Source organism: Qipengyuania sp. MTN3-11 (assembly GCF_042851825.1).
In the GTDB taxonomy this organism is placed as follows: domain Bacteria; phylum Pseudomonadota; class Alphaproteobacteria; order Sphingomonadales; family Sphingomonadaceae; genus Qipengyuania.
Genome location: NZ_BTGM01000003.1, coordinates 159,042 through 180,957 on the forward strand (window position 1 = coordinate 159,042; position 21,916 = coordinate 180,957).

Here is a 21,916-nt window from a genome sequence, read left to right on the forward strand (position 1 = left end):
TTCACGCGGCTCTTGCCGCCGCATCGGGAGTGATCGCACCCGGTACATAGATGCCGTTCGACGCCAGCAGCGCAGGCGTACCGGCGCAGATCTCGATGCGGAACGCTCCAAGGAACGCGTCATCGATGCGGCGCGCGGGGCCGAGCGGCGCTGCGCGCCAGCCCATCGCCAAAACCTCCTCGCGAAAAGCAGCGGTCACGACGCCGGTTAGCATGGTGATTCCGCTGCCGAGCGCATGATCGACCATCGCCGAGATGAGCCGGTTGCGGACACGCAGGCGTCCGGGGGCGCCCAATCGTTGCGGCAGGCAAAGTCGCGTAATCTCGCGAACCTGCTCCCCCCGGGGCGCATCGCACTCGCAGAGCGACGCGAAACGATCGGCGAGAAGATGTGCGCCCTCTGTCGATAGCAGCCGCATCGACCCCTGGTGAATGCAGCCATCGTCGGTGGCGATCAGATAGACCGCCTTGTCGCCGTCATAGCTGTCGATTTCATAGCGGCCGCCGACGACCGGAACATCCCAGCCCAGCAGATCGACGAACAGGGTCTTGCGGTCCTCGAACATCGAGGCGGCGCGCGCATCGGTAAGCGAGCACCCTTTGACAATATGGATCATGGCAGTAGCTCCCGTTCAAATTGAACAGTCGCGAAGGGAGCAGAGATGAAGGGCTCAAACAGTCGTCAATATTGAGGATGCGGCGATCCCGCTCAGAACCGCGGGACGATCTCCTCGATGCAGACGATTCCGCAGGCGAGCGCGATCGCCGGGAGCTGCGCGCGGGAATAGATTCCGAAATGTTCGCGCAGGTCACGCATGTAGGTGCGCACTGTCGTCGGGGCGATGTTCATCATGATCCCGATCTCGACGTCGCTCTTGCCCATCGCCGCCAAGCGAAAGCATTCGAGCCGCTTTGGGCTGAGATGGGGTAATTTCAGCGGGCGCGCCGGAAAGCCGTGCAAGCGCCGCGCCTCGGTAAACGCCTCGCTCGCCATCAGCGTCGCGATCCGGCAGATATGCGATGGCGGCAATTGCCCGTCGCGCGTTGCGAACGTACAGCATCCGGGCGGCTCGCCGGCGACGCCAATCGGAACGGTGAGGCCGTTGCGCAGGCCATGACGCGCGGCTTCGCGCACGATGCGCGCCTGTCGCCGCGTGAAGCCGCCCAGCAGTCGCTCCATTTCGTGCCAGCAGAACGCCCGGCTTGTCGAGCGCGCCGCGAGCAAGGCGGGATCGTCGCGGTAATAGCCTTCGGCGACGAAAACGTCGCCCCAGCTCTGGAAATTGTCCATGCGGAAATATCGCCCACCGGGCTGAAAGAAGGCCATGCTCTGGACGATCGCGAGCCATGGGAGGCCGAGCTGGCGTGCGGCGGCCTCGCTGCAACTGAACAGCTCGCGATCACTGTTCGCGCGCCTGGCCTGCTTAATATAGGCATCGAGGTCGCGAAACGGCACCGAGGGGCACTCCTTTCGACGCGCGCGTTGCGGGCGCGTCTATCGGGCGCGTGGTTCCAGCCCACGCGCGTGCAGCCCCCGATGATTTACTTGGTCTTGCTCGGCCGCCCCGTCGGCTTGTGCGGATGGCGCCGGAGCGTCACCGCCGGGCGCGCCAGTATCGCGCCGATTTCCAGTTCGTCGTCCGAAACGATCGAGATCGATATCCGGCCGGACAAGAGATAGACGGCATTAACGCCGAGTGCCTTCGCGAGCCGCTCCATTGCTTTCAGCGTCGGGCTCGACCGGCCATTTTCGATCGCACTCAGATAAGAGCTGCTCGTGCCCGCATCATGGGCGAGCGCTTCTTGCGTGATGCGCATCGCAAGCCGCAATTTCCTGAGATTCAAACTGAAGGACTTCGACGCATCCATAAGGGCGTAAGTTCACGCCCTGCGACCATTACTCCACACTGGATACAGGTTGGAGTTATTATCTATATTATTACGTTTTTACAAATATTTAAATGAGATTCCCGAACAACGCGCACTCAACTCTGATGCGGATTCTCAGGCGCGCCAAAAGACCGCATTCGGACGGTCGAATCGGTCGATGACCGAAGCCCTCACGCCAGGACATTGGCCGTGGACGCCGCAGTGGAAATCCCATCGGCGTCGTCACATCCGGGGCGAGCATTGATTTCAAGCGCCGAGCGAATCACGATGCGAACAACGTCCCGTGGACACGTCCGCAATCGCCGTTCCGGCGTGGCGTACAGGAATCATCGGATAGTTTGACGTGCCTGTGTGTCGTTGTCTCCTTTGATTTGAATGCAGCGCAGCGAAGCGGAGCGTCGCATTGGTTCATAGTTATGAAATCACCGTTCGTGTCGGGCCGCTGGCCGCCCACCATGCCAACCGACTACTCGCAACAGTCGGTTCTGGCGGTAATCCCGCAGCGGTCCGGTTTGCTCCAGCCCCGCCGAATTGTACTCGGATCTTCATGATGCAGCGGGATCGGTCCGGGGATCGGTAGTGACGAGCCCGAAAAACGTGGCGCCGGCATTGCCTGGAGGATATTGTCGATCTCCCGATAGACGCCTCGCGCTGCCATATGAGGATGGCGCGCCGCTTCGTCCGGATCAAGCACGGGGGCAAAGCAGGCATCGCTGCCTTCCAGCAGTGTGCGCCATTCTTCCCGTGTCCGCATGGCGAATATCTCGCTAAAACGCTGCTTGAGCTCGGGCCAGGCATCACGATCATAGCCGTCGTCAAAACTGCTATCGCCGGCCAACCCCAGCTTTTTGCAAAGCAGCGCATAGAACTTGGGCTCGAGTGATCCGACTGAGATGAAATTCCCGTCGGCGCACCGATAGGTCGAGTACCAGTGAGGGCCGTCAAGGATGCTGCAGCCGCGTATGCTGGCAACCTGGCCGGCGGCCTTCAGGCTCAGGAGCAAGTTCATCATGTGAGCGCTCCCATCGACGATCGCGGCGTCAACCACTTGCCCATTCCCGGTATCCCGCGCGTGCATTGCCGCTGCGAGGACGCCGATGGCCAAATAGAGCGCTCCACCCCCAATATCGCCTACCAGGCTTGGCGGCGCCATTGGCGGTTCACCGGGATGCCCAGCATACCAAAGGGCTCCTGACAGCGCGATATAGTTGATGTCATGGCCGGCCGCTTGGGCGAGAGGTCCCTGCTGCCCCCAACCCGTCATGCGACCGAATACAAGGCGGGGGTTACGCGCTAGGCAAACCTCGGGACCAAGGCCGAGCCTCTCCATCACCCCAGGCCGCATGCCTTCGATCAGTACATCGCCCCTTTGGACGAGATCCAGGACATGCGCGACGCCTTCGGGGGACTTCAGATCCAAGGCAATTACACGTTTCCCGCGGTTCACAATGGCGCCGCTGCCAAGATCGATATTTTCGGAGTTAGGGCTTACGCGTTCAATGACGACGACATCGGCGCCAAGGTCGGCCAACAGCATTCCGCAAAACGGCGCCGGGCCGATGCCCGCAATTTCGAGTATTTTGAGGCCTGCAAGCGGACCAGTTTTCGTCATTCAGGCATACCTGCGTCTGAGACCTTGGCGCTTTGATCCAGGCCGTTTCGCCGCTCCAGATTTCGAGACGGGTTGCAGTCGTGCTGGGCGGCAGTGTCGAAAGTAAGATTGGCAAAATGACCTTGATTCGCCTAATTCATTCTCTGGAGCAATTATTCCTGTGGGGCATGTCCATGCTCGATTCTCGCCTCAAGCATGCCGTCGCGGTTGGTCAGCTTCGTTCCTTCTCCAGGGCAGCGGATGCGGTTGGTGTCACGCAGTCGGCGGTGACCAAGAGTGTCGCTGAACTCGAACGGCATCTTGGCTATTCCCTTTTCCATCGGACCTCACGGGGCGCGATGCCGACAGAGGAGGGACGCGAATTTATTGATCGCGCAGCGCGCTTGCTTGCCGACGCAGCTGAACTACTCGGAGATACAGCCCGCCGCGCCGACGCCTATGCGGGCCCGCTTCGAATCGGACTGTTCCCAGGGTCAATCGACTGGTTGCTCACCCAACCTCTGGTTTCTTTGCTGCGGCGCCATCCGGCAGTGCGCGTCGAAGTCGTTTCGGGCAACAGCGAAAGGGGCGTGCGACTCCTGTCGCGCGGCGATATCGATGTCGCCTTTGGACTTGAAGCGGCCTTTGCACGCTGGCCGGAATTCAAGTGCGAGCGGGTCGCCTCGATCGAAATACTGCCTTTTGTGCGGAACAATCATCCCATTCTGGGGATAAACCCGACCAGCAAGGAGCCGCTGGTCCAGTTCGAATTCGTAGTGCCCTCATCTTCCGAACCCTACACATCGATCATTCAGCAGATGTACGAAAAAAGCGGTAAGCGTCCCGCTGACTGGATCCACATGACAGACTATTTTCAATTGGTTCGACGGATCGTTGCCACATCCGATGCTATCGGGATGGTTGCAAAACAGTTCACCGAGAACTCATGGTTTCGCGCCAATTTCGTGGCCTTGGAGGGAATCGGTTTATTCGATCCATTGACGCTTTGTTATGCTGTGCGTAGCCGCTGGCAGGTAAAACCGGCTGGCCGTGCGCTCGTCAGCCTTGTTCGTCAGGCATGGCGCACCGCATCATCGGATTAACGGCAAGGGGGCGGGGTGCGATCGGAAATCCGCTGCATCCGTCGCGATCAGCTAGAGCATTTCGCGCAGAAGTGGGAACCGGCTTTCCGGCAGGAAATGCTCTAGCAAATTGATCTTGGGCATTTTCCGAGTTGGCGGGTGATTCCACTCGCCTCGAAAATGGCCTAGAAGCTAATCGCCACTTCTCCGCCGATGACGCGCCCCCTGTTTAGCGGTGAAAGGCTTGCACCCGTGCCCCCGAAGGCCGCCGGCAAAGGTGTATCGCCGCCAATCGTCACCTCATTCAGGAGGTTTCGGCCATAGATGGAGAAGCGCCAGTGCTTGTTGTCGGTCGCCAATGTGAGGCTCGCATCGAGCATATCGGCGCCCTGAAGGAAGCCGACGTTGTTGTCGGTGAATGCCGCCTTGTCGCGATGCGTGAAGCTGACACGCGCCGTTGCTGTCCCCAATTCGCCAAGCTGCTGATCATAAGTCAGCCCCACGCCATAGGTCCATGGCGACAGCCTTGGCAATTTGAGCGCACGATCCACATCGTTGATGACGCCATCACCGCTGAGGTCGAACTGGACGTTGCGATACTGGCCATTCACGTAGCCGAGCTGACCCGAAATCACGAGGTTGGACAAAAGAAAAAACTGCCCCTCGGCCTCGACGCCTTTGATTGTGGCGTCGGCGGTGTTCCGTATGACCTGGCTGACGCCAAGCGGTCCGGGCAGGTTGATCTCGCGCTGCAGGTCCTTCATGCGATTGTAGAAGGCCGCCAGGTTGATCCGGTGGCGCCCGAATTGCTTCTTGGCGCCGAGTTCGAAACTGTCCTGGGTCTCTTGATTGAATGGCCCCGGCGGCACAGCGGGATCGGTGTTGCGCAAATTATATCCGCCGCTGCGGAACCCGCGCGTGTAAAGGCCATAAATCTGCGTGTCGTCATCCGGCTTCCACTGAAGGCCGATTTTCGGCGTAAACCCTCGCCATTTTGCCGCGTCGGCGAAATTGGTTGCACAGATCAGCGTGTCTAGATTGCAACCATTTGCGCGTAAGGCCGAGACCCGAACGGCTTTGCGTTCCCAACTATACCGCGCGCCGAGATTCAAGGTCAGCGTATCGGTGAAATGCCAGTCGGTCGAAGCAAAAATGCCCCATGTTGTCTGGTCTTGCGTACCCCCACCGGAAACGATCCGAGCACCGCCCAAAAGATTCCGCAGCTCGGCGTAACGAAGATCCTGGGAAAAATAGTATAGACCGGTTGTCAATTCGACGTCACCGAACCTTCCGGCATAACGAAGTTCGTCGCTGAGTTGATCCTGGTCGATTTCGAAAAAGGCATGAAAGAAGGACTGTGGTGTTCCATCGATATCAGCGCCCGCGGAGGATCGGAATTTCCGATAGCCAGCGATGTTGGTGAAGACGCCTTCGCCCAGACCGACATCGATGTTGGTTTCCACGATCGCCTGGTCCCATTTGGCATCATAGAAACCTGGGAAATTGATCGAAAACCTGAAGCTGTCGCGGGGAAACAGCGCGTGACTCTGGACAGGGGCTCCATCGCTTTCGACATCGCCATGCTCATAGCGGAGATCCATTCGGAAGCGGTCGCCACCCTTGAGCGAAAGTGCCGGGCGAATGATAAGGTCATGTGATTTACCGAAGCTGCGATTGTCGAAGCGGTTGCGAAACCAGCCATTGTCGTCGCTGTAGTAGACGGCCAATTTGGCAGCCAAAACGTCATCGACGATAGGTCCGGTAACCGTGCCGCTTACGGTCTTTTTCAGTCCCGTTTCAATGGATAGCTTGGCTTTGGCTCCAAAATCGAAGCTGGGCCGCGTGGTCCGCACAACCACGGCACCGCCGGTAACGTTGCGACCGAAAAGCAAGCCTTGCGGTCCACGCAGAACTTCGATCCCCTCAAGGTCGAAGTTGTCCAGCACGACACCAGCGTTGATGCCGAGGTAAATACCGTCAGTGAAAACGCCTACGGTGGGGTCGATCGATGGGATCGTGCTGTTGATGCCGAGGCCCCGGATAGTGAAATTGGCATAGCCCGGTGCCGTACCCACATCCTCGAGCTGGACGTTGGGAACGTCGTAGCTCAGACTTTGAAGATTCTGGACGAACTTGGCATCCAGCTGCGCTTCACCAAAAGCCGTGACCGCCATCGGTACTTTCTGCACGCTTTCGCCATAGCCCTTTTTGGTGGCGGTAACGACAATGTCCTCAGCCAGCGCTTCCGTGGCGCTCCCGGTTTGGTCGTTCGCCTGGGGCGTTGCTTCCTGGGCAAATGCTGTTCCCGAGCACAACAACGCGGCAGAAGCCATAGACATCCTCTCATGGCTGATCCTCTCTTCCCAGGAGATATTGTGTAGTTCATGCCGTTTGGCGGCATTTGAGGGCCGTCGTCCAATTCAATTCGCTGCAGAACTATTCCTGCTGCTCATCGATATCTGGCGGCAGCACGACGCCATCGGCAGCCCGACGGCCGCTCAAAAATATCATGGTAATTCATCGGGTTGATTACGCTCTCAGCGCCCGTTCTACCGCCTCAAGGCTGTCATTCAGCCCGAGCGGGTGCTCGGCATCCGTGAAGTCGACAATTCTACCCCAGTGCCGGGCGACATCATCGAGCGTGAACGCCCTGTCCGCTCCGAAGGCGTGCCCAAGCGCGCGCTCCCACCTAAGCTTGGCGATATAGCCGGCTCCAACTTCAAAAAGCCCTTTGGTTTCGCTGCAATTCTCGTGCGCAAGCCAACCGACCAATGGACTGATCGCTTCCGCTCTGAGATTGGCGAGAAACTCTTGTGGAAAGGCAGTCGCGGTCATACGCGATGCGGCGATTGGGGCGATCGTATTAACCTGGATGTTTCTGGACCGCCCCTCCTCCGCCAGCGCGTTCGCAAGCCCCAATATTCCGAGCTTGGCTGCGGCATAGTTGGCCTGACCGAAGTTGCCGTAGATTGCGGCTGCAGACGTGGTCATGACGATGCGGCCATAGCCCTTGTCGCGCAGTATCGGCCATGCTGCCTGCGTCACTGCCCGCGTCCCATTCAGATGGACCCGCTGAAGCAGTGTCCAGTCTTCGTCGGTCATTTTGTGGAAGCTCACATCGCGCAGGATGCCGGCATTGTTGATGACGACGTCAACGGTTCCGAAGTTGTCAACCGCGGCTTGGATGATCAGCGCGCCCTCCTCGACCGACGCATAATTTGCCACCGCCTGACCGCCCGTGGCTCGAATTTCGTCGACCACATTGTCAGCGGCTGTGGAGCAGCTGCCGCTCCCTTTCTCGTCGCCACCCAGATCATTCACCACCACCTTGGCTCCGCGCCCGCCAAACATCAGCGCGTACTGGCGCCCAAGTCCGCCTCCGGCTCCGGTCACAACCACTACCCTGCCATCGAAACGAAGCTCTTCGTCCATCGCTTGTCTGCCTCTTTTACCTGAGCGACGCATCTGCGCATTTGATCCTGTGCGAGTCAGGCACGCGGCTCCATTTCCGTCGACGCTGTCGTTTTCGTCTGAGCCTTACCGAAAGGCTTGAATGCCGGTCAGGGCGCGCGAAACAACAAGCTTTTGAATCTCCGTCGTGCCATCGGGGATGGGGCAAATGATCGCCTCACGCACCAGCCGCTCAACGATGAATTCGCGGGTGACGCCGTTGCCGCCATGGATCTGAAGCGCATCGCGCGTCGCTTCGATCGCCATTTCGGTGGCGTACCACTTGGCCATCGAGCATTCCGTCTCTGCGCGCGTGCCCGCCTGGACGAGGGATATTGCCCGGTGCGTCAACAGACGGGCTGCGTCGATCTTGGTCGCCATGATGGCGATCTTGTCGGCGATCAGCTGATGGCCGGCGATCTTCTTGCCATGCTGCGCGCGATCGCGAGCGTACGCGATCGCCTCATCCATTGCTCGCCGTGCGATGCCGATACTCCACATCGCCATATGGCAGCGGGCAATCTCGAACACTTGCAACGTATTGCGCAATCCATCGCCGACCCGGCCGATCGTGTTTGCCACCGGTACGCGGCAATCGGACAGGAATATCTGTGCAGTCGATTGGCCGTTGAGCGCCATCTTCTGGATATCGCGCACCTCATACTCACTCTCGTCACGATCGACCAGGATGTGAGTGACTTCATTTTCGCCAGTCTTGCACGTACAGATGAAGATGTCCGAGTAGGCTCCGTTGGTGATCCAGGTCTTTTCGCCATTGATGACCCAGAAATCGCCGTCTCGTACGGCGCGTGTCTTGATGGCGGCGACGTCCGAGCCGACATCGGGCTCCGAGATGCCGAGCGAAACGAACTTCTCGGCCGCGACGAGGTCGGCAAGATAGCGTTGCTTGATCGTCTCCGGGGCGAAGCGGCGGATGAGTTCTGCGCCAACCGCGTTGATGAAGCCGGGTATGGCCACATCGAGCGAGGAATAGGCGATCTCCTCGAAAATGAGCAGATGAGTGAGCCATCCCATATCAAGCCCGCCCCATTGCTCCTGATGCGGTGCGGTAATATGGCCATAGCCGGTCAGTGCTTGAGTCCATTCCTTCATGAGCGGTTTGGGGATGAATCGCTCCCCATGCCGGCGGATTTCCGGCTCAAGCTTGTTGTCGAGAAAGCGGCGGACGGTTTCCACCGCCATGCGTTGTTCATCGGACAGCTCAAAGTTCATATCGTGACCCCGTGTTTCCCTAGGCGCGCTCTGACAACTACCGGCCCAGGATCGTGACGGCGACCACCGCCTCTTCCACCCCGATGACACCTCCGCCGTTCTGCGCGATCGCGAACCGGGCATTCGGAACCTGTCGATCTTCCGCCTCGCCGCGCAATTGCAGCGCAAGCTCGTAGATTTGGCCGAGCCCGGTGGCGCCGATCGGATGTCCCTTGCATTCAAGCCCGCCCGACGTGTTTACCGGAATACGCCCACCCAGCGCCGTCTCACCGCGCTCTGCCGCGAGTCCGCCCTCGCCAGGCGGCGTCAGGCCGAGCGCCTCGATTTCAATGATCTCGCCAACCGCCGTGGCGTCATGCACCTCCGCGACGCCAATATCTTCTGGCCCCACGCCGGCCATCGCATAGGCCCGGTTCGCCGCAAGGCGGCTGACATGGTGGTCATAATCAAAGGGATCGCGCGCGGCGCCGGTTTGCAGCACAGACGCCAGGATTCTTAGCGCCCTGTCCGGGGCTGCCGACAGTTTGCGCCGACCGGCTTCGCTGCAGATGATCGCAGCGGCGGCGCCGTCGCTGATCGGGGAGCACATCGGCAGTGTGAACGGGTAAACGATCGGAGGCGCAGCGAGTACACTTTCGACGGTATATGGGAGGCGATACTGGGCAAGCAGATTGCGCGTCGAATGCATGTGATTTTTCGCCGAGACGGCCGCGATTTGCGCTTGCGTCGAGCCGTAGGTCTTCATGTGCGCGCGTGCCATCGCGGCGTATACATCCATGAAAACGCTGTAAGGCTGACTCGATGTCGTTCCTTCCGGAACATCGACGCCATTGCCCATGGCCAGCAGCTGCGCGCGGCCCGACTCGGTTTCATGCACGTCCCAAGCGCCATCGAATGCACTGAACATGAGCGCCTTGTCGGGCGAGTACATCTTCTCCGCGCCGAGCGCGAGTACGACATCCGCTGCCCCCGATCGAACATAGGCGGCGGCCATGTGCAAGGCCGTGGAAGCCGTCGCACATGCGTTTTCGACATTCACCACGGGAACGCTTGAGATGCCCATCGCTCGCGCCACGATTTCGCCGCGGATCATGTCCTGGCCCTCCATATGCCCCTGGACGCAATTGCCGAAGAAGATGGCTTCGACATCGCCGGCGGTGCATCCTGCGTCGGAAAAGGCCTGCGACGAAGCTTCGGCGCAGAGCATTTTCAGGCTCTTGTCGAACTGTTTTCCGAACGGGGTCATCCCAACCCCCATGACGAATATGTCGGTCATTCGTTGATCCATTCTTCCAATGTGTTCCGCATCCGATCAGGTCTCACCGGTCGGAAAAATCGGGCTTCCGCTTCTCCCGGAATGCCGCCAGTCCTTCGACAATGTCGTTGGACAAGGCGTAAGCAGCCATGGTTTCGAGTTCCTGACGCAGCCCGACTTCGAGCGAGCTATCCTGCGCAGCGCGGACTAGCTGCTTCATGTAGGCGAGCCCTGGCCGGCTCTTTTCTGCAAGAGATTCTACCAGCGCTTGCGCTGCCGCAATGAGATCCTCGGGAGCAACCAGTTGGGTCACGAGTCCGGCTTCCTTCATCTCGGCAGCCGAGATGGTCCCGCCGGTCATCATCAGATGTTTCGCACGCGCTTCGCCGATCTTCCTAGGGAGTCGAACCGACCCTCCACCGCCGGGCAACAGGCCGTAATTTGCATGGGCGTCGCCAAATCTGGCCGGGTGCGCGGCAATGACGAGATCACAGCACAACACCAGTTCCAAGCCGCCGGCGAGCGTAAGGCCGTTGACCGCCGCAATTATCGGAAGGCGCGACGTCTCGATCCTGTTAAAAGCCTGACCGAGCGGCGGCAGAAACAGATTTAAGCGTTCGGCGAGAGTTTGTCCGCCTGTTCCATCGCCAATTGCGAGCAGATCCGCGCCAGCGCAAAACGCCCGTCCGGCGCCGGTAAGAATGCAAGCGCGCACCGTCGCATCTGCTTCCGCTGCCTCGATCGCTGCGGCGAGTTCCTCGGCCAAAGCCAACGACAGACTGTTCAACGCTGCCGGCCGGTTGAGGGTCACCCAAAGCGCTGGGCCGCGTTGCTCAACCAGGATGTATTCATAGTCCATTGCAGTCTCCCGCGCGCCGGCAGGCGGTCACCGGAATAGAGGATGTGGCTAGGATGGCTGCGTCGGTCATGCCCCCGAAATGCGCCGGTCCTGGCCCGCCCAATAGGGCTCTCGAAGCTTTGAACGAAGCACCTTTCCGACATTGCTCAACGGCAGTGGCTCGGCGGTAAAAACGACCTTGCTTGGCTTTTTTGCGGAGCCCAGACGCTGGCGCACCAAATCTATTATCTCGGTCTCCGTGATTTGTGCTCCGGGCTTGACACGCACCATTGCAAGCGGCGTTTCACCCCATTTTTCATGGGGCACGCCAAAGACCGCGACCTCGAGTACACCGGGATGGTCGGCAATTACGTTTTCGATTTCGGTGGGATAGATATTGAAGCCGCCTGACACGATCATGTCGTTGTTGCGATCGAGCAGATACAAAAATCCGTTTGTGTCGATCATGCCGACATCGCCGGTTTTGACCCAGCCATCTTCCATGCGCCGGGCGGTTTCCTCCGGATCGTTCCAGAATTCCTCCATCTGGCCATTTTCGAACCGTGCGACGATCTCGCCGGGCTCGTTTGGTCCCAGCACCTTTCCGTCCTCGTTACGGATTTCGATATCGGCGCCACTCATGGGACGTCCGACCGCCCGAATTGGGGCAGAACCTTCAAATTCGCCGAACCACTCGTTGGGCCCCATAGACGCGATGGGCAGGATTTCGGTCTGTCCATAGCCCGAATGAAGAACATGATTCCCGAATATCTGGCACGACTTGCGAAGCGTCGGCTCGGAGATCGGCGCTGAAGCACTCAGCAGAAACTTCAAATTCGGAAAGTGGCGGCCATATGCCCCGTCGTGATGCACTATGGCATTGAGCATGGTGGGGGCTACAAAGGCATGGCTGATCCGTTCCTGCTCGAGAGTGTCAAGAAAGGACGCTGGATCGAAGCCGTCCATCATCACGTTGCGGGCGCCGCAATACCAGGCCGGCACGAACAGGAAGCCCGATGCATGGGACAACGGGCCGACATGCAGAATGGCATCCCCTGGGGCCACTTGGGGGCCGATGCTGAAAAATGCGGCGGAGATCGTCATCCATGAACGGTGCCGATAGGCAACGCCCTTGGGTTTGCCCGTCGTGCCGCCGGTGTGGCGGATGACACAATAGTCCTCCGGCGCGACGACGGGATCAGGATCCCGGTCCGAGGCTGTCGCCAACCAATTCTCATAGTTGTGATCGCGGATAATGATCCGCTCAAGCGTCGGAGCTTGGGCATCCAGCCCCGCCAACTCCGAAGCCAATGCCTCATCGACCAGCGCCAACCGAGATCCGGTACTCGCGATCATATGGGCGTGCGCTTCACATCGGTTGCGCGCATAGAGAGGAACACGCGTATAGTTTCCAATGGCAGCCGCCAGTATGATGTCGGCGGCCTCGATGGAGTTCTTCTCCAGCGTAGCAATCCGGTCACCCGGTTGAAGGCCGCACTCCGCAAGAGCATTTGCGAGCTTCACGCCGCGCAACCAGGCTTCCGAGAAAGTCAACCGCCTGTGGCCGTGAACGAGAGCCTCTTGCTGGGCGAAATAACGTGCGGCGCGACGTATTTGCGTACGGACGTCCATCAGCCGCGCTCCTCTAAGGCGCTCGCCCACAATGGCGCAGTCGACACATAATAAACTGACATGCGATAGGCCTCTCCGGACTTCTTTTCGTAAGCATCTGTGTCTGCAGCATTGATCCAATCGTCCAATTCAATATTCTGCGATGCTATTCTTGCTGCTCATATTATCGTGCCGGATCATGTCGGCGGCTTTCTCGCCGATCATGATGCAGGTTGCATTGGTGTTGCCGTTGACGACTGATGGCATGATCGAGGCATCGGCCACGCGGATATTTGCGAGGCCGTGAACGCGCAGGCGGTTGTCGACCACCGCCATCTCGTCGGTGCCCATCTTGCATGTTCCCACCGGATGATAAGCATGATTGGCTTCTGCCCGGATATAGGCGTCGATCTCTTCATCAGTTTCAAGGTAGCGGTCAGGATAGAGAGGCCGTTTCATCATCGCCTTCATGCGATCCGAATGCAGGATCTCCTGCACGACACGGAAGGCATTGCGCAACGTCTTGAGGTCGTCGGGATGACTCAAGAGATTGAGGTCCATCTTGGGATCGGATTCGGGGTTTGAGTCATGTAAGGCAACCCAGCCGCGGCTCTTTGGGCGCCCAATATTGAGAATGATCGTATAGCCCCATTTCGTCATCAGCTTGTAGTCGCGCGCATGGTCGCGATAGGCGAGCGGCACGACATGGACCTGGCAGTCCGCCCGGTTCTGCCCCGGCGCGGATCGCAAGAAACCGCCTGCAGCCGTGGGCGGCGATGCCAGCCAGCTTTTCCTTTGCGTGAGATACTGGAATAGGTCTCGCACGGTCTTGAGCGCGCCAACGACATTGAGTGCGATCCCGAGCCGCTTCTTCGACTGGTAGCTCAGCATCAGGTCAGGATGGTCGTGAAGATTCTGGCCGACACCGGGAATATCATGAATCACTTCGATTCCATGCTTCTCCAACTCATCACGCGGTCCGATACCGGAAAGCATCAACAGTTGGGGCGAATTATAGGCGCCGCCGCTGACAATGACTTCCTTTTCGCACGGGATCGTCTTCAACTGCCCGTCCTGGGAATACTCGACTGCCACCGCGCGGTTGCCCTCAAACCTGATACGATGGACGCGGGCATGTACTTCGACGCGGAGGTTGCCGCGCCTGCCCATCACCGGATCAAGGTAACACGCCTTCACGCTGGCGCGCTTCCCGTCCTTCACGGTAAACTGATAGATGCCGACACCTTCCTGGCTGGCACCATTGAAGTCCGGATTGGCTTGATGGTCCAGTCCAGTCGCCGCCTCGATGAAAGCATCATAGACATCGAATTCGCGCTTGCCGTTGGATACGTGAAGCGGTCCCGACGAGCCGTGAAACTCATCCTCACCGCGCTCATTATTCTCAGCCTTGCGGAAATAGGACAGGACATCGTTGTAACCCCAGCCGTCGTTGCCGAGTTCGGCCCAGTGGTCGAAATCCGACCGGTCGCCGCGGATATAGACCATCCCGTTCATACCGCTCGATCCACCCAGCATCTTCCCGCGCGGATTGTAGAGGCGGCGGTCGTTGAGCGCCTTTGAAGGGTCGGTGTTGAACCGCCAGTTGAGCGTATTGATCCGATAGTCTTGGATCAGCGCCGCAAAAGCGCCGGGCGTGGACACAAGCGGCGAGGTGCCTGGGCCGCCTGCCTCGAGCAGGCAAACGGTGACATCGGGGTCCTCGGACAACCGGCTGGCGATAACGCCGCCCGACGACCCACCTCCAATAATTACATAGTCAGCCATTTGCTTCCCTTGTCATTCGACCCATGCTGGCGACCCGGCGTCATGCAACATGCCAGCATCAACCGCCGCAGCCACGTCAGAGGATCTTTTCGAAGATGTTGAGTAGTCCTTCGGTCTTGCTCGAATAGGGTGGCAGAAGTTGACCAAGCAGGCTGAGTTTCGGCTGAGAGAACACCGGCTTGTAATGAGTGAAGCGCTCGAAACTGGCGACGCCGGTATAGGCACCGATGCCGCTCTGTCCGATGCCACCGAAAGGCAGCCGGCGCTGGAAGACGTGCATGACCGTGCCGTTGAGAGTCACGCCGCCAGCGTGCGTTTCGGAAATGATCTTGCGCCGTTCCTCACTTTCGTCGCCAAAATAATAGAGCGCCAGCGGGCGCTCATGCCGGTTTACGTAGCGAATGAGCTCGTCTTCGGAGCGATATGGCATGATCGGCAGGATCGGTCCGAAAATCTCCTCCTGCATCATCGCCATGTCATCGGTAACGTCGAGAACCGCCAACGGCACGATCCGATGCCGTTCAGGAAGCGTTCCATCGCCGTTGTCCGAGAGGTTGAGCACCGTCGCGCCCTTGGCTTCGGCATCATCGAGCAAACCTTGGAGCCGCGCGAACTGTCGGTCATTGATGATACTGGTGAAATCGGGGTTGCTTGCCGCGTTGGGGTAGCATTTGGCAACCTGAGCGCGGAGTGCGGCGACGAAGCTTTCCATCTGATCGACATGGACGAAGGCATAGTCAGCGGCGATGCAGGTCTGGCCGGCGTTGAGCAGCTTGCCGAACACTAAGCTTTCACAGACTTGTGCAAGCGATGCACCCTTGCCCACGATGGCAGGGCATTTGCCGCCAAGTTCCAGAGTAACAGGTGTAAGGTTGGCAGCCGCCGCTTCATAGACTTTGCGGCCAACCGCGGGTGAACCGGTGAAGAGAATATGGTCGAAAGGTAGGGCCGTCATCGCCTGTGCCATGTCGGGCCCGCCCTGGACAATCGCGAATTCCTCTTCGGCGAAATACCGGCGCACAAGCCGCTCGCTGGCTTCGGCGGCGTTGGCGGAAACTTCGCTCGGCTTTGCGATCACGCGGTTGCCGGCCGCCAATGCACCGGCCGCGCCAACGAATATGGTGCCGAGCGGATAGTTCCACGTGCCGAGAACGCCCACCACACCTAGGGGCTGGGGGACCAGGCGCGATGAACCGGGAAGGCCGAAGATGTCAGTCTTCACCCGCCGCGGCCTCAGCCACGTCTTCAGATTGCGGCGCGCAAATTTAATTTCCGATATGCCAAGCATCAGGTCGAGCAGGATAGTCTCGTAGCGGGATCGAATGCCGAAATCGGCGGCAACGGCATCGACCAATTCGTCTCTGTGCTGCTCAAATATCCGGCCAAGGCGCCCGAGCAGGTCCATGCGTTCTTCGTAGCTGCGCGAAACCTGCTCACGCGTCCCTTCGCGTTGGGTCGCGAAAATTCGTTCCAGCTCAGTTCTGTTCCGAGACGCATCCACGTTAAATCGTCCGGAGGCGCGCTGGCCGCTCGGCGCTGCTCGCCTGGGCGGTGCTTTCAGCTGCGCCGATCTCAGTGATCACAGCGCGCTCGATTCTGTACGCCGTGCCGATGAATGAGGGACCGTTGCCGGTGGAACGCATCATGGATGCTCCTCGGTCTGAAAGTCAGGTCGAAAAAATCGGGGGCAGCGGGCGGGAGAGGATGCCCGCCGCCCCCGTCGCAGCAGCGATCAGAACTTGACTGTCGCTTCGACGCCATAAGTGCGCGGCATGCCGCGGTTCAGATAATCGTAGCCGAACACGTTCAAGTTGAGGCCGTAGGTGTAGTAATATTTGTCGAACAGATTCTTCGCCCACAAGCTAACCGACATATTGTCGTGCGCATAGGTTAATCGCGCATTGGCGAGCCAGTAGCCCGGATTTGCGCATGTAATCGCCTTACCCGCGAGCGTTATGTTCGATCCCGCTGGGGGTGTATCGCACGGTGTCTGCCCATAATTCTTGAACGGATCAAAATAGTACTTGCCCATGTAGGACGCATCACCGCGCAAGGTCAGCTTGTTGGTGCCGTCATCGATCATATCCCAGTCGAATCCGGCCTGGAACGTAACCTCCGGCGCGTTCGGGAAGGGATTGCCGTTGACGTTCAATGTCGGGCTGGCCGGGTTTGCCGGATCGATCACATTGCCTTTGTACTTGCTGTTGAGATAGCCCAGCGAAGCATCGAAACGCAACGTATCGGCCACCTGCCAGGCGAGTTCGGCCTCGCCACCGAACAGGCGACCATTGGCGCTGCGCGTGAAGGTTGTAGCGCCGACCACCTGCGTTACTTGGTGATTCGAATACTCGTAGTAGAAGCCCGCGAGGTTAAGTTGGACGCGGCGATCGAACAGCCGGGTTTTGAGCCCCGCCTCATATGCATTCACCTTTTCAGGCTGGATATAATAGACTTGATTGACGCCCTGATAGGCAAGCCCGTTGAAGCTGCCGCTGCGGTAACCGCGACTGTACTGGAGATAGCCCATGATATCATCGGCGAACTCATAGCTGACATTGATACGGCCGGTTAGCCTGTTTGCCTTTTCGCGCTGCTCAAGCGGCGCGAGATTGGGGTTGTATGGATTGCTGTAGGGGATCAGGTTGACAACCGGCGTCGTACCGTCGAGCGCATAGAGGAAAGTGCTGCCGTTAAGGTAATTGACCTTATCCTGGGTGTAGCGTGCACCCACCGCCACGGTCAGCCGCTCGGTCGCTTTCCAGGTTACGTCGCCGTAGATCGCCTTCGAGGGGCGCGACACGTCAAAACGCTGTTCGCCGAGGATCGGGGTGAACGGAGGCGCGCCTGCCCCGGCGCAGCCCGCCGAAAAGCTACCCCCCATGCCGCCATTGCCCGTATTATTGATCGCGATGTCGGTCTGGAGTGCAATCAGCGAGCGTGCATCAAGGAAGCCGTTGGGATTGATCTCGATCGCGTCGCAGAATCCGGCATCGCCAGGCCCCAACGCCGGATTGGCGGCAAAGGCTGGGATATAGCGGATCGCGTCGGGCGTTCCGATTGCGGCGTTATTGTAGCTGCCCGGAAGACCGGCGCCAAGCAGCAGCGGCCTCAGCGCCCCGAAAAAGTCCGGGTAGTTGACCGTCTTGACCTTGTCCCTGCCATAATAAAGGCCGGCAATGATATCGAGGCGGTCGTTCGAATAGCTGAAACGCAGGTCCTGGTTGAAATTCTTGCTCGTCGACGTGTAGCCGATCGAGCAGAGATCGGCTGGGCCGCCATCGCAATCATCAGGATTGTTGATATAGTCGCCGGTGTCGTAGCCGGTAATCGAGGTGACGGAGAATTGGTCGCTGACATCCCATTTGATGTTGAGGGCTATCCCTTTCGACTTGCTGATGTTCTTACCTACCCGATCAACTGCGACCTCATTGTCACGCAGCAACCGCCCGCCTAGGAAAGGTTGCGGATCGTAACGCGAATAGCCGAGCGCATCCTGCCCGCCCGCGAGTTGACCACCTGCATAGGGCGCGGTGCCCCATGGATCGTCCTTCGCGGCATAGAGCTTCAAATTGATGTCGAGATCGGGATCGGGCCGGAAGCGGATCGAGATGCGACCGCCGATCGTATCGGTGGTCCCTAGGTCGCGCTCATTCCCAGGCAGTACATTGCGCTGCCAACCATCCCCTTTTGCAAAAGTACCGGCGACGCGGACGCCCAAGATGTCGGGAACCAGCGTCGCTTCAGCGGCGCCCTGCACCGTGAAAGTGTCGTAATTGGCATAGCCGGCGGTCAGATAGCCATTGGCCTCTCCCAGATCCGGCTTGCGCGTGAAGAAGCTGATCGCGCCACCCGTGGTGTTGCGACCGTAGAGTGTTCCTTGCGGTCCGCGCAGTACCTCGACCCGGTCGATGTCATAGAGTTGCAGGCCATGGCTCGCCCGGAAGCTCTGATAGACTTCATCGACATAGACGCCAACCGGCGACGCAGTGGAGGCGGAAAATTCGTTCGCCACTGAAATCCCGCGCAGCGAGAAATTCGGTTGGGTGCGACCATAGGGAGTGGTGACTTGCAGGCTGGGGATCGCGCCCATCAAGTCTGAGGTCTCCGTGATGCCGCGCGTGCGCAGCGTCTCGCCGCCTATGGCGGAAACGGCGGCTGGAACATCCTGCAAATTCTGTTCGCGCTTCTGCGCCGTGACGACGATTGTCTCAAGGCCACCTTCCTGCGCCTCGGGCTTTTCGCCCTGCGATGCAGCGTCCTGGGCATGTGCCGGCACTGCAAGCGCACACGCGATCGATAGCGCGGTGGCACAAAGCAAATTTGTCCTAAAGGCTGTGACCATGACTGTCCTCCCCACGGCATTTTTTGATGTGGCGCCATTTGCCGCGCCTTGGGGCTCATCGTCCAATTCAATTTGTTGGCGAACTATTCCTCCCACTCATTGATTAAGGACTGATGAGCCTGCACCGCTGACGCTTCGTGGCGACGCAAATAACCCCATATATTTCATTGAATTAGTCACGCTGAGCGCGTCCATCGGGACGGATGCGCGCGTTCTGCTCGCCCCAATCGAGCCCTTCCAGACGATGTATCGGCGTAATTGGCGGTCCCGGCGGTTTCCCTTGTCGAGTTGCAAGGGGAATCAGCTATGATGAGATGTAGTGAGATACGGTTTCTTGGAGTTCATTCTACTATTCGCGGATGCATCTAAGTAGCTGATATTTCTAACAACTATGGCAGAAAACCGCGCCTCTAAATCGGCGGTTCTGACTTTTGAGGCTCATCGCGAAGCCGCCCGAAGGGGGCGTTGCCAATACGGCTGTCTCTGGTCGCTTGGTGGCAGGTGCTGGATGGGAGCGGAACAGCGCATGAATTGTGAGAACTCGATAGGATTCTTCTCGACATTCGACACTGCGGTTGCCGCGTCGATCACGTCGGCCCAGTCTTGGAGCATCCGCCTTCGCGGTGTGAGATAGAGCGCACTGTTGTAAGCGCCGCGCACCTCATCCTCGTCCTCGTGAGCGAGCGCCATCTCGATCCAATCCGGCTTGTAGCGTTCGGCTTCGTTCGCCCAGGTCGAGCCGAGCCCCCTAAACCCATGTACCGTCTGCCGATGGAGATACCCCATCCGATAACAGGCATAGATCATGGTGTTCTCGGAAATAGACTTTCCAGGCTTGGCTCCGGGAAAGAGGAACGCATCGTTCGTCGCCTGCAAGCGGCGCTGAACGATCATTGCGGCCTGGCGGGACAGCGGAACAAGATGCTCACGTTCCATCTTCATGCGCTCCGGCGACAGACGCCATAGCGGGTTCGGTCCATAGAGATCCTCGAACTCGTCCCTGGCCGCGAAGCGGGTTTCGCTGGTTCGGACCCATGTGAGCAAGGTGAACAGCAGCGCGTCACGGGTGATCTCGCGGCGGCGCGGCGTGTCCTCGCCGTCATAGGCGAAGATCGCTCGCACCAGCTTCGGAAACTCCGCGAGCGGCACGCGCGCCATGTGCCTGACGGGCGGCTTGGGCTTGAGCGCATCGTTGAGGCCGAGCGTCGGATCGATGGTCGCCCAGCCGCTCGCGATCGCGAAGCGATAGATCTGGCTGACGTTCTGCTTGAGGCGACGGGCGATATCGAGGGCGCCGCGCGCTTCGACCGCGCGGATCATCTCGAGAATCTCGGGCGGGTCGATTTCCGTGATCGGACGCTTCCCGATGACCGGAAAGACGTCGCGCTCCATCCGGTTGATGACGCGCAGGGCATGGGCCGAGTCCAGCCCTTCAATACGATTGGCGTGCCAGGCCCGCGCAATCTCTTCGAACAGCTTGAGCGCGGCCCTCTGCTTCTTCGCCCGCTTCCTGGCCTCGGCGGGGTCCTCACCCTGATCGAGCAGCCGCTTGGCTTCGGTCCGCTTCTCGCGGGCGATCGCCAGCGTGACGGTCGGATATTTGCCGAAGCTCAGCAGTTTTTCCTTGCCGTCGAAGCGGTATTTCAGGCGCCAGAGCTTCGATCCGTTCGGCTGGACGAGCAGGTGCAGGCCTTCTCCATCGGACAGCTTGTAGGGGCGCTGCCGCTTGGTGGCGTATTTGACCTCAAGTTCTTTCAAAGCCATCTGGGGGTATCGCCTGTTTTGGGGACAGCCGAAAAATACCCCCAAAATACCCCCAATCCAAATCGCCGTGGGTGGCCGCAGCCGGTCGCACCGGGACGCCGGCGTACGCAACGGGACGCGAAAAATATTTGATTTTCCTCGAAAAATGTCTGCCAGTGGCCTCAGTGGGTCACTGGTGGACAATCCGGGTTGGTAGCGGAGGAGGGACTCGAACCCCCGACACGCGGATTATGATTCCGCTGCTCTAACCACCTGAGCTACTCCGCCCCAAAGTCGGCCTTTGCGGGCATGCTCGAACGGGCGCGGGGCCGCGTGAGCAGGCGGCGCATTTAGGGCGCGTCCGGCAGGCGGTCAACTGCTGGTTTCTGCTCCTGCGCGGAGATTGTCCGCAGTGCCGGCGGCGGCGTTCATCCGGCCGATCTTGGCCGACAGGCCGCGATTGAGCGCCCCCGAGAGAGCGCTGCCAACCTCCGGGACCTCGCGGGCGAACTGACCCAGCGCGTCGCGGTCGAACTGGACGATCCGCATCGGCTCGCCGGCGACCACCGTGGCGCTCGCACGCTCGCCCGACAGCACGCTCATCTCGCCGAGGAAATCGCCGACGGTGCATTCGCCGACCTTGCGTCCGGAGACATCGACGCCTGCCGTGCCCCGGGCGATGTAGATCAAGGGGGGGTCGAGCTGCCCCTGTTCCATCAGCACCTCGCCTTGGCGGATGTCGCGCCAGGTCAGGAGATCGCGCAACCGCCGTTGCTGCGACTGGTCGCTGATCTGGAGAATGTGATCGAACAGCGCCTGTTCTTCGGTCAGCATTACCCCGCGACGCGCCCTACGGATCAGCAATGCGAGCTGGACCCCGTTGGCGAGCACGAACAGCAGAGCGAGCAGGAATGCGAGCGCGGGCGCATCGTTCTGCATGAGGTAAGCAAGCGCGGCGACGCCTCCGCCCAGCAGGAAGACGCGCAATGCCCGGATCGAGGTCATCAGGACCCCGGCGAACATGAGGATGCCCGCGAGCCAGAGGAGCATGTCCCCGCCGGCCAACATTTCGCTGGTTTCTGTCTGCATTACCGCTG

17 protein-coding genes and 1 tRNA gene are annotated in these 21,916 nt (G+C 59.5%); 1 reads left to right on the plus strand and 17 read right to left on the minus strand.

Annotated elements, in window-relative coordinates; genetic code table 11:
• Position 1: 1 nt before the first annotated feature.
• The 4 genes from ACGHN1_RS11670 to ACGHN1_RS11685 all read right to left on the minus strand — a co-directional run bounded on the left by ACGHN1_RS11670 (position 2) and on the right by ACGHN1_RS11685 (position 3,501).
• Complete coding sequence (locus tag ACGHN1_RS11670; protein ID WP_390551042.1) at positions 2-616, minus strand: acyl-homoserine-lactone synthase; 615 nt, start codon at positions 614-616, stop codon at positions 2-4.
• A 92-nt stretch (positions 617-708) separates the two neighbouring features.
• On the minus strand, positions 709-1,455 hold the full coding sequence (locus ACGHN1_RS11675) for a LuxR family transcriptional regulator (protein ID WP_017499962.1): 747 nt from the start codon (positions 1,453-1,455) through the stop codon (positions 709-711).
• Positions 1,456-1,541: 86 nt separating this feature from the next.
• A complete protein-coding gene (locus tag ACGHN1_RS11680) occupies positions 1,542-1,868 on the minus strand; it encodes a helix-turn-helix domain-containing protein (protein ID WP_017499963.1) in 327 nt (108 codons plus the stop codon).
• Positions 1,869-2,355: 487 nt separating this feature from the next.
• On the minus strand, positions 2,356-3,501 hold the full coding sequence (locus ACGHN1_RS11685; protein WP_026108913.1) for a CaiB/BaiF CoA-transferase family protein: 1,146 nt from the start codon (positions 3,499-3,501) through the stop codon (positions 2,356-2,358).
• 80 nt (positions 3,502-3,581) lie between these two features.
• Here ACGHN1_RS11685 and ACGHN1_RS11690 point away from each other — a divergent pair, with 80 nt between their 5' ends.
• On the plus strand, positions 3,582-4,583 hold the full coding sequence (locus ACGHN1_RS11690; RefSeq protein ID WP_017499965.1) for a LysR family transcriptional regulator: 1,002 nt from the start codon (positions 3,582-3,584) through the stop codon (positions 4,581-4,583).
• Between the two features lie 164 nt (positions 4,584-4,747).
• Here the strand turns inward: ACGHN1_RS11690 and ACGHN1_RS11695 are convergent, their stop codons facing one another.
• The 13 genes from ACGHN1_RS11695 to ACGHN1_RS11755 all read right to left on the minus strand — a co-directional run bounded on the left by ACGHN1_RS11695 (position 4,748) and on the right by ACGHN1_RS11755 (position 21,908).
• On the minus strand, positions 4,748-6,895 hold the full coding sequence (locus ACGHN1_RS11695) for a TonB-dependent receptor (protein WP_208598043.1): 2,148 nt from the start codon (positions 6,893-6,895) through the stop codon (positions 4,748-4,750).
• A 196-nt stretch (positions 6,896-7,091) separates the two neighbouring features.
• A complete protein-coding gene (locus tag ACGHN1_RS11700; RefSeq protein WP_011415065.1) occupies positions 7,092-7,994 on the minus strand; it encodes an SDR family oxidoreductase in 903 nt (300 codons plus the stop codon).
• Positions 7,995-8,099: 105 nt separating this feature from the next.
• Positions 8,100-9,245, minus strand: coding sequence for an acyl-CoA dehydrogenase family protein (locus ACGHN1_RS11705; protein ID WP_017499968.1), 1,146 nt, complete (start codon positions 9,243-9,245; stop codon positions 8,100-8,102).
• A gap of 37 nt (positions 9,246-9,282) precedes the next feature.
• Positions 9,283-10,521, minus strand: coding sequence for a thiolase family protein (locus ACGHN1_RS11710; RefSeq protein WP_011415063.1), 1,239 nt, complete (start codon positions 10,519-10,521; stop codon positions 9,283-9,285).
• A gap of 43 nt (positions 10,522-10,564) precedes the next feature.
• On the minus strand, positions 10,565-11,359 hold the full coding sequence (locus tag ACGHN1_RS11715; RefSeq protein ID WP_011415062.1) for an enoyl-CoA hydratase/isomerase family protein: 795 nt from the start codon (positions 11,357-11,359) through the stop codon (positions 10,565-10,567).
• A 66-nt stretch (positions 11,360-11,425) separates the two neighbouring features.
• Positions 11,426-12,970 carry a class I adenylate-forming enzyme family protein gene (locus ACGHN1_RS11720; RefSeq protein WP_026108915.1) on the minus strand — a complete coding sequence of 515 codons (1,545 nt, stop codon included), beginning with the start codon at positions 12,968-12,970 and terminating at the stop codon, positions 11,426-11,428.
• Positions 12,971-13,099: 129 nt separating this feature from the next.
• Positions 13,100-14,734 (minus strand): GMC family oxidoreductase, encoded by a 1,635-nt coding sequence (locus ACGHN1_RS11725; protein ID WP_390551043.1) that lies wholly within the window; start codon positions 14,732-14,734, stop codon positions 13,100-13,102.
• Between the two features lie 76 nt (positions 14,735-14,810).
• Positions 14,811-16,235, minus strand: a complete 1,425-nt coding sequence (locus ACGHN1_RS11730) for an aldehyde dehydrogenase family protein (RefSeq protein WP_157228455.1) — start codon at positions 16,233-16,235, stop codon at positions 14,811-14,813.
• 1 nt (position 16,236) lies between these two features.
• On the minus strand, positions 16,237-16,380 hold the full coding sequence (locus tag ACGHN1_RS11735; RefSeq protein WP_168196078.1) for a hypothetical protein: 144 nt from the start codon (positions 16,378-16,380) through the stop codon (positions 16,237-16,239).
• An 86-nt stretch (positions 16,381-16,466) separates the two neighbouring features.
• Entirely contained in the window at positions 16,467-19,010 is a 2,544-nt protein-coding gene (locus ACGHN1_RS11740; protein ID WP_136176541.1) for a TonB-dependent receptor, read from the minus strand.
• Between the two features lie 504 nt (positions 19,011-19,514).
• Positions 19,515-21,023: an integrase arm-type DNA-binding domain-containing protein gene (locus ACGHN1_RS11745; RefSeq protein WP_231736599.1), complete on the minus strand. Its 1,509-nt coding sequence runs from the start codon at positions 21,021-21,023 to the stop codon at positions 19,515-19,517.
• Positions 21,024-21,030: 7 nt separating this feature from the next.
• Positions 21,031-21,107, minus strand: a tRNA-Met gene (locus ACGHN1_RS11750).
• A gap of 84 nt (positions 21,108-21,191) precedes the next feature.
• Complete coding sequence (locus ACGHN1_RS11755) at positions 21,192-21,908, minus strand: Crp/Fnr family transcriptional regulator (RefSeq protein WP_390551044.1); 717 nt, start codon at positions 21,906-21,908, stop codon at positions 21,192-21,194.
• Positions 21,909-21,916: the final 8 nt, after the last annotated feature.

What these genes read in the sequence shown, in the direction of transcription:
- ACGHN1_RS11715 (WP_011415062.1), bottom strand. Translation starts at nt 11,359, where the DNA reads ATGGACTATGAATACATCCTGGTTGAGCAACGCGGCCCAGCGCTTTGG.
- ACGHN1_RS11685 (WP_026108913.1), bottom strand. Translation starts at nt 3,501, where the DNA reads ATGACGAAAACTGGTCCGCTTGCAGGCCTCAAAATACTCGAAATTGCG.
- ACGHN1_RS11695 (WP_208598043.1), bottom strand. Translation starts at nt 6,895, where the DNA reads ATGGCTTCTGCCGCGTTGTTGTGCTCGGGAACAGCATTTGCCCAGGAA.
- ACGHN1_RS11680 (WP_017499963.1), bottom strand. Translation starts at nt 1,868, where the DNA reads ATGGATGCGTCGAAGTCCTTCAGTTTGAATCTCAGGAAATTGCGGCTT.
- ACGHN1_RS11755 (WP_390551044.1), bottom strand. Translation starts at nt 21,908, where the DNA reads ATGCAGACAGAAACCAGCGAAATGTTGGCCGGCGGGGACATGCTCCTC.
- ACGHN1_RS11735 (WP_168196078.1), bottom strand. Translation starts at nt 16,380, where the DNA reads ATGATGCGTTCCACCGGCAACGGTCCCTCATTCATCGGCACGGCGTAC.
- ACGHN1_RS11670 (WP_390551042.1), bottom strand. Translation starts at nt 616, where the DNA reads ATGATCCATATTGTCAAAGGGTGCTCGCTTACCGATGCGCGCGCCGCC.
- ACGHN1_RS11710 (WP_011415063.1), bottom strand. Translation starts at nt 10,521, where the DNA reads ATGACCGACATATTCGTCATGGGGGTTGGGATGACCCCGTTCGGAAAA.
- ACGHN1_RS11720 (WP_026108915.1), bottom strand. Translation starts at nt 12,970, where the DNA reads ATGGACGTCCGTACGCAAATACGTCGCGCCGCACGTTATTTCGCCCAG.
- ACGHN1_RS11700 (WP_011415065.1), bottom strand. Translation starts at nt 7,994, where the DNA reads ATGGACGAAGAGCTTCGTTTCGATGGCAGGGTAGTGGTTGTGACCGGA.
- ACGHN1_RS11725 (WP_390551043.1), bottom strand. Translation starts at nt 14,734, where the DNA reads ATGGCTGACTATGTAATTATTGGAGGTGGGTCGTCGGGCGGCGTTATC.
- ACGHN1_RS11705 (WP_017499968.1), bottom strand. Translation starts at nt 9,245, where the DNA reads ATGAACTTTGAGCTGTCCGATGAACAACGCATGGCGGTGGAAACCGTC.